This window comes from Ornithinibacter sp., assembly GCF_035443565.1.
Taxonomy (GTDB): domain Bacteria; phylum Actinomycetota; class Actinomycetes; order Actinomycetales; family Dermatophilaceae; genus Fodinibacter.
Map to the genome: position 1 here is coordinate 1 of NZ_DAORSO010000085.1, position 10892 is coordinate 10892.

Here is a 10892-nt window from a genome sequence, read left to right on the forward strand (position 1 = left end):
ACGACCGCGTCGGCGAGCGCCACGGCATCCGGGGCGAGGTCCGGGTCCCGCAGCGCGAGCAGGCCGAGGCGCTGCGCCGGCGGGCCGTCGAGGTAGGGGTCGGCGAACAGGTCATCGGAGCGACCGCCGCCACTGTCGTCCGGGCCCGAGCCGAACGGCCCGTCGAGGCACGCGACGACCTGTGACGCGGCATCCGGCAGCGCGCCGTGGGTGGCCGGGACGCGCGCGGTGCGGGCCAGCATCGAGGCCGCCCGGGTGGCCGCCACCCCGGTGAGCGGCCCGTCGCCGAGGACGACGGGCACCGTGGCGCCGAGACCCAGCGCGAGCACCTTGGCGGGGTTGACGAACGACTCCGAACTGGGGCGGCACTCGTCGGCCACACCGTCGAGCACGTCGGCGACCCGCTCGAGGACGGACCCCGGGCAGTGCACCAGCCCGAGCGCGTCGGCCGCGAGGAGCACCGGGGTGAGCAGCGACCACAGTGCGGTGCGCGAGGACGGGGCCGCCAGCGCGACGTCGACGTGCACCCCGCGGGCACGGGCGCACACGTCGGCCAGCGGCGAGTCGGCCGCTCCGACCGTGAGCAGCGAGGCACCGCGGCGAGCGGCCTCGGCGGCCAGCGCGAGTGGCCCCACGGCGCGCCCCGACTGCGACACGGCGATGACGAGGTCCAGCGGGCCGACCCAGCCGGGCAGCGGTGCCGCCCGGCGCGTGGTCACGGGCACCGGGGAGCCGGGCTCGGCGAGCAGGTCGAGGACGTCGCACACGAGCGAGGACCCGCCGAGCGCCGCGACGAGCACCGAGCGAGGGCGCTCACCGCCGGCGGCCCGGTCGACGCCGGCTTCCTGCGCGGAGACGATGGCCCGCCTGACCTGAGCGCCGGCGGAGGCCAGGGAGCGCAGCGAGTCACGGGAGTCGAGGGCGCGCATCGCCTCGGGGTCGTCCAGGCGGCTCTCGTCGACCCACGGCATGGCGTGTCTCCTTCGTCGCGGTGCAGGTGCCTGAGGTGCCTCCGACGGGCGAGCTCGCAGGTCAGCCGGGGCTGCGGGCCTCGTCGACGAGCAGCACCGGCACGCCGTCGTCGATGCGGTACGCGAGCCCGCACTCACCCGAGGTGCAGACCAGCTCGGGGCCACCGGTGGGGCCGGTGTCGTCGCGCAGCTCGCTCCGGCACGCCGGGCAGCGAAGGATCTCGCGCAGCCACGGCTCGATCGCCGACGCGGGGGTTGCCTGCTCGCTCATGAGGTCCTTCCGGGGGTGGTGTCGATCAACCCTGATCCTCCCACACCCCGTCAGGCGCGGATGAGGGCGAGCGCGGTGTCGCGCACCCGCTCCATCGTGGCCACGTCGGCGGCCTCGACGTTCAGCCGCAGCAGCGGCTCGGTGTTCGAGGCCCGCAGGTTCAGCCACCACATCGGGTCGCCGCTGCCCTCCCCGGACCCGGCGTGGGTCAGCGTGAGACCGTCGAGCTCATCGGCCACGACGCCCTCCCCCTCCGCCCAGGCGCGCACGCGCACGGTGGCGGCCGCGGCATCCGAGACCGTGGAGTTGATCTCGCCGGACGCGGCGTACCGGTGCAGGTCGCCCATGACGACACTCAGCGGCGCGTCCTGCTCCCCGAGCGCGGCGAGCGTGTGCATCGCGGCGAGCATGCCGGTGTCGGCGAACCAGAAGTCACGGAAGTAGTAGTGCGCGCTGTGCTCGCCGCCGAAGACCGCGTCGTGGCGCGCCATCTCGGCCTTGATGAAGGAGTGGCCGACCCGGGTGCGCACCGCCCGGGCGCCGGTCTCCGCGATGACCTCGGGCACCTGGGCCGAGCAGATGACGTTGTGGACGATCGCCACGTCGGATGCCGTGGCCCCCTGCGCGACCGCGCGCGCCACCTCGCGACGCGCGATGAGGGCGGTGATGGCGCTCGGGCTGACCGGCTCACCGCGCTCGTCGACGACGAAGCAGCGGTCGGCGTCGCCGTCGAAGGCCAACCCGAGGTCAGCGCCGTGCTCGACCACGGCGGCCTGCAGGTCGACGAGGTTCTTCGGGTCGAGCGGGTTCGCCTCGTGGTTCGGGAAGGTGCCGTCGAGCTCGAAGTACAGCGGGACGATCGTCAGCGGCAGCGCGGGCAGCCCGGCCCCCGCCTCGAGGACCGCTGGCACGGTGAACCCGCCCATGCCGTTTCCGGCGTCGACGACGACCCGCAGCGGCCGGATGCCGGACAGGTCGACGAGCCCGCGCAGGAACGACGCGTAGTCGGCGAGGACAGCACGCTCGTCGAGGTCGCCCGGGGTCACGTCGGGGTCGGGCACCTCACCGTCGAGGATGCGCTCGGCGAGCACGCGGATGTCGAAGAGCCCGCTGTCCTGGCCGACGGGTCGGGCCCCGGCCCGGCAGAGCTTGATGCCGTTGTACGCGGCCGGGTTGTGGCTGGCGGTGAACATCGCGCCGGGCAGGTCGAGCGCGCCGCTCGCGTAGTAGAGGCCGTCGGTGCTCGCGAGGCCGATGAGGGTGACGTCGACCCCGCGGCTGCGCGCCCCGTCGGCGAACGCGGACGACAGCTCGGGGCTCGTGTCGCGCATGTCGTGGCCGACGACGCACGCCCCGGCCCCCTCGGGGATGACGACGACATCGGCGAACGCGGCGCCGAGGGCGCGCGTGACCCGCGTGTCGAGCTGGTCAGGGACCGTTCCGCGGACGTCGTAGGCCTTGACGACGTGGGCGAGCGAGGTTGCAGTCACGGCAGGCGAGCCTACGCGACGGCATCCGAATCCGCCGTGAGTGCGGACGTGGCTGCCCTGGCAACCACGTGCGCACTCATGGCGCGAGTGGGGTGCTCAGCTGTCGGTGGCGCTGGGCAGCATCCGCAGGTGGCCCCGGCGGACCTCGCCGGTGACCACGGTCGGGCCGCGGTCGTAGCCCTCGGATGCCGTACCCGCCGCAGCGACGGACGCCGCCGCTGGCGCGGCGGTCGGGGCCGCCGGGGGCTGGGACCGCCGCGGACGACCGGCCTCGCGCACGGCATCCGCGAGGGCGAGGAGGTCATCGGTGCTCGGCTGCGGTTCGGGGTACTCGGCGACGAGGCGCACGACCTCCCAGCCTCGCGGCGCGGTCAGGCGGGTCGCGTGCTGGTGGCACAGGTCGTAGGTGTGCGGCTCGGCGTAGGTCGCGAGCGGACCGAGGACGGCAGCCTGGTCGGCGTAGACGTACGTCAAGGTGGCGACCGCCGGTTGGCGGCACGCGGTCTTGGAACACCGACGAGACACATTCACGTCGTCGACTCTAGGCCGACCCACCGACGACCCGGCGCAGGCACGCCGCTGGCGGGTCGGACGACTGCCTGCACGCTGGCCGTACCATGCCAACCGTGAGCCCATCAGGACGCAGGGACCGGCACGGGCGAGGGATCCGGGGGCCGATGGCGTGGCCGCCGGTGCCGGCGATGCGCAGCCGCGCAGAGCACTTCGACGCGCTCGTGCTCGACTGCGCCGACCGTGTGCGCCCCCACCTCGGCACGCGGTATGCCGCGCTCGAGTTCGCCGTCGAGGAGGTGCCGCCGCAGGACCCGGCCCCGTGGGAGGAGCAGACCCCACCGCTGGGGCGGCTGCTGCGGGGCACCCCCGATCGCGACCCGCGGGTCGTCGTCTACCGCAGGCCGATCGAGGCCCGTGCACACGACGACGCCGACCTCGCCGAGATCGTGCGGGAGGTGGTCACCGAGCAGGTGGCCGCGCTGCTCGGCGTGCCGCCCCACGAGATCGACCCGGACCGCGACCCCGACGCCTGAGCGTCAGGGCAGGGGGAACGCGCGGCTGACCGCCGAGGTGACGACGCTGGCCTGCAGCGGCATCGACGAGATCATCCGCGACTCACCCTCACCGACCCCGCTGAGCACCGAGCCGTGCACGAGGCCGCTGCCGGTCACCGGGCGCACCCACACCGAACTCGCGCCGCTGAGGTCGACCATCACGAGGCGGTCGCCGAGCAGGTCGATCCTGCGCGAGCGCGCCGTGCCGTCGACGACCGTCAGCACCTCGACCGTGCCGTTCCCGCCGACGGAGATGAGGTGCAGGGTGCGGTCCACCTCGCCAGTGGGGTCGAACGCTGCTGCTGCCACCGGCGCCGTCTGGTCGTCCGGCACCGCTGACGCGACCCCCTCGACGGACGTCGCCCACGCGAAGTCTCCCGGTGTGGCCTGGTCGCCCGACGTGCCCTCAGCCTGGGTGCTCGCGGCCGATGACGCGACCGTCCGGCTGAGCACCGACGCCACCACGGGCACGTCGGCCCGCAGCGCCACCGCATAGGTCCCGGCGGGAACCCCCCGCACCTCGAGCTGCCCGACCCCTCCGGCGACGACGCTCAGCACGCTCTCCCCCGTCGTCGGGACCAGGCCCTCCGGGCCGAACACGCTGACCCGGACCACGGCATCCTGGTCACCGGGCACCGCGACCCGCACGGCGGTCGGCCCGCCACCGAACGCCACCCCCGGCACGACCTGGACCTCACCGGGTGCCGCGGTCGCGGAGGTGGTCTCGGCACCCAGCGCCCGGCTGCCCTCGATCCACGTGTCGGTCAGCGTGGCGTGCACCCCACCACCGGCGGCGCGCACGTGCACGGCGAGCAGTGACTCCTCACCAGCCTTGGCGTCGAGCAGCAGGCTGACCCGGCCACCGGGGGGCACGGTCTCGACGTACGGGTCGGCGAGCGGCCCGGCGGCGCCGTGCACGGTGACGTCGGCGGTCACCGGGTTGGCGCCGGGGTTCGAGAGCACGAGCCGCTCCTGGCGACCGGGGCCCTCGCCGCCGCCGAGCAGCCAGTGCTCTGCGGCACCGGGCCCGCACGGCACGCTGACCAGACCCCGCAGCTCAGGGCGCTCGACCCGCCATTCCTGGGTTCCGGCGACGGCGGGAGCAAGCGGCCCCTCACCGGTCAGCACCACGGCCCCGGCCCCTCCGAGCGGGGCGCTCTGCACCCCTGGGCGGGTGCCGAGCGAGAGCACCTCAGTGCCTCCGGATGCCGCGACGAGCCGCCCGTCGCCGGTCACCGGGGCGGGCAGCAGCTCCTCGGGCCCGGCCGCCGCGGTCACGGTCGCCGGGATCGTGGCGTCCGGAACGCCGGGGATGCCGCTGAGCTCGGGCCCCGGACAGGCCTGGGTGACCCGCGTCGCCAGGGAGACCCCGGCCACCGACGACTCAGTGGCACCGGAGGCCTGCACCAGATCGAACTCGCGGGGGTTCGCGGTGGTGAACGCCACGAGCCCGACAGCGACCCCGGCCGGGACGACGACCCGCGTGATCCCCGCCCAGTTCAGTGCCCGCAGCACCTTACCGGCACGGGACAGACCCCGTGACACCGCGTTCATCCGGCACGCACCCGTGACTCGCGACGCCCGAAGGGCACGGCCAGGAAGGCGAGGACGAACACCGCCACGACCTGACCGACCTGCCACCAGCGGTCGGGGTTGGTCAGGGTGATGGCCAGTCGACTGCCGCCGACCGGAACCTCGTAGGTCGGGGTCGGTGCACCGTCCACGGGGTCGAGGACGGCCCCGTCCACCGCGACGACGGCGTGCTCGGCCCAGGCGGCGGGCGCGGCCACGACGAGCTGTCCGCCCGAGGGGGCCACGAGGCTGGCCTCGGTGGCGGCGTGCAGCCCCGTCGTCGGCACGAGCACGACGCCCTCGGGGCTCACCAGCCGCACCCGTGGCGGGGCCACGAGCGAGCGTTCGTCGGGCTCCCCGGTGCGCGGGCTGACCCGCCACATCTGCCACCCCTCGCGCGGGGCGATCCGCTGCAACCCCTCGGTGGCGTCGAGCCGGCGGGTGACCTCGAGGTCGACGTCGCCGCGCACGGCGAGCAGGTCGGTGGCGGTGCCGGAGAACAGCTCTGCCCCCGACGACGCGTCACCGATCATCGACGTGACCGCGGAGGCGACCGCCGCGTCGGCCTCGGTCACGACGGGCAGCGGGCGCACGACGTCGGCAGCCTCGCGGCCGACGAACCGGTAGCCCGCACCGCGCTCACCCGGGCTGACGAACAGCGCCCGGGTCGCGAAGGCGCCCTCGGCCTGCTCGATCGAGACGGCTGGCCGCGGGTCGACCCACGGCGCGAGCTCGCTGCCGAGCGTCGCCCAGACCACTCCCCCGGCGGACACGAGGACGGCGAGGATGCCGGTGCTCGCCACCGCGCGCCGCCCCAGGACGGGCGCGAGGCGGCTCGACGTCGACCGGCCCAGCACGATGCCGTCGAGGCCCCGGGCCAGGGCGACGACGACGACGAGCGCGAACGGCAGGAGCATGGTGCCGGCCCACACGGTGATCGGTTCGCCCGCGCCCTCCAGCCCGGCGGGGATCGTGCCGAGCTGCACGGACGGGGCGATCAGCGCGAGCGCCAACAGCACGGGGGCGAGCACGGCGAGCACGGCCCCCGAGCCACCCCACGAGCGGCCCCGCACCAACGACAGGGCAGCGAGCGCCACGAGCGGCGCCGCGGTCCACACGAGCGGTGTCCCTGCGCCGCCGGGGCTGAGCAGGGCAATCTGCCACGGCAGGGGCGCCTGACCCCCCCACTGCGCCAGACCGGAACCGGCGACGAGTGCGGGCCAGGACGTCTCAGCGGCCCGCACGAGCCACGGTGCCAGCACCGCGACCGGGACCACGGCGACGACGAGTGCGTGCAGGCGCACCCGGCTGCGCACGAGGAACAGAACGAGCGCGAGCACCACGACGGGGACGAGCAGCACCGGCCCGAAGGCTCCCAGCAGCACGGCAGCCAGCGCCGTCGCGAAGGCACTCGTCGCCGTCGACCGGCGGGCCGCGATGAGCCACAACCCGCAGGCCAGCGGCGGCAGCAGGACCAGCCCGACGATGGCCCCCACCCTCCCCTGGGCCACCGACGCCGCGGCGACACCCGTGGTGGCCCACGCAAACGCAGCAAGGGCCCGCACCCACCGGGTGCCGGCCACCGGCCGTAGGGCGAGGTAGGCGCTCACGGCCGCGAGCGGCATCCCCACGATGACGAGGAGTGCGACGACCAACCCGGCCGGCGACGACGCCTGCGGCACCAGTGGCAGCGCGTCGACGACCCGGGTGGGCAGCGCGAGCAGGGCCGCCGACGGGGCGACCGGGTCGGGGCCGCCGAGGCCGGCTCCCGACCAGCCGTCGGCCCAGGAGTGCCACAAGGTGGCGGCGTCGGCACGGGTACCGACCAGCTCACCGCCGGCGAGCCCGGACCCGGCGCCGGTCAGCACCCCGACCCCGAGAGAGCGCCCTGCACCCGCCGCGACGATGGCCGCGCCGACGCCCGCGAGCACCCCGGGGGTGCGCAGCGCGGTGGACAGCCATGACCGGGGGGTGTGCTCGTGGGCCTCTTCACCCACGGGCTGGCGCGGCCCGACGATGGCGTCGTGCACGGCATCCGCCCAGGACGTGAGCACGGCACGACGCGGTTCGAACAGTGTCCGCAGGTCGCGGCGGCCCACCTCGCGGCGCCGACGCGTGCGCCAGCGGGCGAGCATTCCCCGGAACGGGTCGAGGGAGGCCAGCGACGAGAACTCGGCCCACGCCGCACGGGGCCGCTTGAGCAGCAACAGCCCCAGGGCGGCGAGCACGCTGGTGACGGCGATCCACAACGCCATCGCCGGCACCGTCCACCACGGCGCCCGGGCGAGAGCCACTCGGCGGGCAGCCCGGCGCTGGCTGGGGGTGGGCGCCGACACCAGGGCCAGGTCGGCCTCGGTGTGCATGCGCGCGGAGGGCACGACGACGACGCGGCGCCCGGCCGCGTGCGCTCGCCACCCGAGGTCGAGGTCGGCCCCGACGTCGCCGAAGCTGCGCTCCCACCCGCCGAGGTCGGCGAGCAGGTCACGCTCGACGAGGGAGCCGGGCAGCGGCACGGCGAGGACGTCGCTCAGCCGGTCGTACTGACCCTGGTCGGGCTCACCCGGCGCAGGTCGCGGCAGGAGCCGACCCCCGCGGGTGGTGCGGATCGACAGGCCCTGAAGGAGGTGGGGACGCTCGGCATCGACGTGCTTCGGACCGAGGATGCCGGTGGACGGCGAACGCCGCCAGTCGTCGACGAGGGCGACGAGGGCGCCGGTCTCGGGAGTGGTGCCGACGGGCAGGAGCCAGGCCAGGGTCGTGGGGTCGGCCTGGTCGAGCAGGGCTCGGTGGATGACGGTGCGTACCGGGGACCGTTGGTCGCCGGGGGCGATCGTGATGGGCACGCGGTGGCTGCTGCGGGCCTGGTCGACGACCTCGCTGACGGTCCCGGCCGCGGGCGACCCGGGGGGCGTGCGGTCAAGGACGAGCACGGCATCCGGCAGGAGCGACTGCTCGAGAACTGCCGTGAGGAGCTCGGCCAGCCCGCCGGGGTCGCGGCGGGTGATGACCACTGCGGCCACCGTCGCTTGGGCACCGTCCGGGGTGAGGGAGTCGGACGGGCTTGTCGTGGGGCGCGCGGGGGCCAAGGTCATGCGGTCTGGCGGGACGGTCCGAGTAGGCGTGAGGACGGCCTGCGGGGGCCGCTCGTCACACCGCGCGCTTCTTGAGCTTGCGGCGCTCGCGCTCGGACAGGCCGCCCCAGATGCCGAAGCGCTCGTCGTTCTCCAGCGCGTACTCCAGGCACTCGGAGCGCACGTCGCACCCGACGCAGACCTTCTTGGCCTCGCGGGTGGAGCCACCCTTTTCGGGGAAGAACGCCTCGGGGTCGGTCTGGGCGCACAGCGAGCGCTCCTGCCAGGACAGCCCGCCGTCGTCGGCGTCGCTCTCCTCGAGCATTCCGTCGATCAGGTACAGCTCGTTCATCGTCATCTCCTCGCCCCTCGACCCATGTGAACCGGTCGGGCACCCGGAGCACATGCATGGAATTACACGCGTGTCATGCACCCTGCGTCAAGCCGGTTGGTGTTATTGCTCCCCTTTTTGCGTGATCCGCGGCGTTTCGTGGGCGAATCGCCGACGCAACGGCCCTGCTGGGACACTGGCGCCATGCACATCACCGCTCTCGCAGGCGGGGTCGGCGGCGCCCGGTTCATCCGCGGACTGCGTCACCACCTCGACACCACCCCCGGCCTGGCCGACTCCACGGTGAGCGTCATCGCCAACACCGGTGACGACATCACCTTGTTCGGCCTGCGGGTGAGCCCCGACGTCGACACCCTGCTCTACACCCTCGGCAACGGCGTCCACGAGGGCCAGGGATGGGGCCGCGCCGACGAGAGCCACCGCGTGCAGGGTGAGCTCGCGGCCTACGGCGCGCTGCCGCAGTGGTTCGCCCTCGGTGACCTCGACTTCGGCACGCACATCGTGCGCTCCCAGTGGCTGGGTCAGGGGGTGCCGCTCAGCGAGGTGACCGCGCGCCTGGCGGCCCGCTGGGGACTGCCCGAACGACGGATCACGCTGCTGCCGATGTCCGACGTCCCCGTCGAGACCCACGTGGTCGTGGCCGATGGTGAGGACGGCGCTGAGCGGGCGATCCACTTCCAGGAGTGGTGGGTGCGCCACCAGGCGTCGATCCCGGCGCAGCGGTTCGTGGTGGCCGGCCTCGACCGCGCCACCGCCGCCCCGGGCGTGCTCGACGCGATCCGCTCGGCCGACGTCGTGCTGCTGCCGCCGAGCAACCCGGTGGTGTCGATCGGCATCATCCTCGGTGTGCCGGGTGTTCGGGACGCGTTGCGCGGCACCACTGCTCCCGTCGTCGGCATCTCCCCCCTCATCTCGGGCCGGCCGATCCGCGGGCACGCCGACGCCTGCCTGAGCGCCATCGGCGTCGACTCGACGGCCCAGGCGGTCGCTGGCCTGTACGAGGACTTCCTCGACGGCTGGCTCGTCGATCCCGCCGACGCCACCACCCGCGCCCGCGCCCGGGTCGAGGCGTTCGACGGGCCCCTGCTGATGACCGACGTCGACGCGACCGCACGCATCGCCGCCCACGCGCTGCGCCTCGCCGACGCGGTGCGCGCGTGAGTGGTCCGCGGATGCCGGTGCGCCTCGACGCGCCGGGTTCACCGGTGCCGTCGGTGACGGTGCTCGGGGTTCGGGGCATCGGGGAGGTCGTGGCCGGGGCCGATGTCGCCAGCCTCGTCGTCGACGCCCTGGCGCACGACGGGGTCTCCCTCGGTGCCGGCGACTGCCTCGTCATCTCGAGCAAGGTGGCGTCGAAGGCGCTGGGCCTGACCTGGAGCGGCTCGAAGGAGGATGCCGTGGCGGCCGGCACCGTGCGCGTCGTCGCCGAGCGGTGGGCCGAGGGTCGACCGACCCGGGTCGTCGAGTCGGCGGCCGGGCCGGTCATGGCCGCTGCCGGCGTCGATGCGTCGAACACCGGGCCCTCCGCTGCCCTGCTGGTGCTGCCGGATGATCCGGATGCCGTCGCAGCCCGGTTGCGCTCGGACGTGCTGGCCCTGCTCGGCCTGCCCGAGGCCGCCCCGTTCGCGGTCGTGCTCAGCGACACCGCGGGCCGTGCGTGGCGGGGAGGGCTCACCGACTTCGCCCTGGGCAGCGCCGGCCTGCACGTGCTCGAGGACCTGCGCGGCGGCGTCGACCACGACGGGCGCCCGCTCGCGGTGACCATGCGGGCGGTCGCGGACGAGGTCGCTGCAGCGGCAGACCTCGTGAAGGGGAAGGCGAACGGCATCCCAGCCGCCCTCGTGCGCGGACTGGACCCGGCGTGCTTCGACGCCTCGGCGGACGGCGCTCGCCGGCTCGTGCGCACCGGCCCCGGGGACTGGTTCGCCCTGGGACACGTCGAGGCGGTGCGCGCCGCCCTGGGTGCCGCGCCCGGCAGCGACGAGGCCCTCGAGGTGGGCGTCGCATCGGCCGGTGGCCGCGACGACGTGGCCGCACGGGTGGGTCGGGTCGTCGCGCTGGCCCTGCTCGAGGTCCCGGACGGGTCTGCCGACGTCGA

At 74.8% G+C, this 10892-nt stretch carries 10 protein-coding genes; 3 read left to right on the top strand and 7 right to left on the bottom strand.

Translation table 11 applies throughout. The features are described 5' to 3' along the window. The 4 genes from PLL68_RS09725 to PLL68_RS09740 form a co-directional block, all read right to left on the bottom strand. Positions 1-971: SIS domain-containing protein (locus PLL68_RS09725; RefSeq protein WP_324533563.1), on the bottom strand; the 971-nt coding region annotated here is incomplete at its 3' end. A gap of 61 nt (positions 972-1032) precedes the next feature. Then, on the bottom strand, positions 1033-1242 hold the full coding sequence (locus PLL68_RS09730; RefSeq protein WP_324533564.1) for a Trm112 family protein: 210 nt from the start codon (positions 1240-1242) through the stop codon (positions 1033-1035). Positions 1243-1292: 50 nt separating this feature from the next. Then, entirely contained in the window at positions 1293-2732 is a 1440-nt protein-coding gene (locus PLL68_RS09735; protein ID WP_324533565.1) for a phosphomannomutase/phosphoglucomutase, read from the bottom strand. A 96-nt stretch (positions 2733-2828) separates the two neighbouring features. After that, entirely contained in the window at positions 2829-3263 is a 435-nt protein-coding gene (locus PLL68_RS09740) for a DUF3499 domain-containing protein (protein ID WP_324533566.1), read from the bottom strand. Between the two features lie 86 nt (positions 3264-3349). Between PLL68_RS09740 and PLL68_RS09745 the strand changes: the two genes are divergently transcribed. Continuing rightward, the gene (locus PLL68_RS09745) at positions 3350-3778 is read left to right on the top strand and encodes a metallopeptidase family protein (protein ID WP_502910690.1); all 429 of its coding nucleotides are present in this window, start codon (positions 3350-3352) and stop codon (positions 3776-3778) included. Positions 3779-3781: 3 nt separating this feature from the next. On the opposite strand, the gene PLL68_RS09750 is transcribed toward PLL68_RS09745, so the two are convergent. Genes PLL68_RS09750 through PLL68_RS09760 form a run of 3 tightly spaced genes read right to left on the bottom strand, consistent with a single transcriptional unit; the run spans position 3782 to position 8767 of the window. Continuing rightward, positions 3782-5353, bottom strand: coding sequence for a DUF5719 family protein (locus tag PLL68_RS09750; protein WP_324533570.1), 1572 nt, complete (start codon positions 5351-5353; stop codon positions 3782-3784). Beyond that, the gene (locus PLL68_RS09755; protein ID WP_324533572.1) at positions 5350-8463 is read right to left on the bottom strand and encodes a glycosyltransferase family 2 protein; all 3114 of its coding nucleotides are present in this window, start codon (positions 8461-8463) and stop codon (positions 5350-5352) included. The genes PLL68_RS09750 and PLL68_RS09755 overlap by 4 nt, the downstream gene beginning before the upstream one ends. Before the next feature lie 55 nt (positions 8464-8518). Continuing rightward, positions 8519-8767 (bottom strand): WhiB family transcriptional regulator, encoded by a 249-nt coding sequence (locus tag PLL68_RS09760; RefSeq protein WP_486658542.1) that lies wholly within the window; start codon positions 8765-8767, stop codon positions 8519-8521. Between the two features lie 210 nt (positions 8768-8977). Between PLL68_RS09760 and cofD the strand changes: the two genes are divergently transcribed. Beyond that, entirely contained in the window at positions 8978-9955 is a 978-nt protein-coding gene (cofD, locus tag PLL68_RS09765; protein WP_324533576.1) for a 2-phospho-L-lactate transferase, read from the top strand. Further along, positions 9952-10892: coenzyme F420-0:L-glutamate ligase (locus PLL68_RS09770; protein WP_324533578.1), on the top strand; the 941-nt coding region annotated here is incomplete at its 3' end. The genes cofD and PLL68_RS09770, both read left to right, overlap by 4 nt.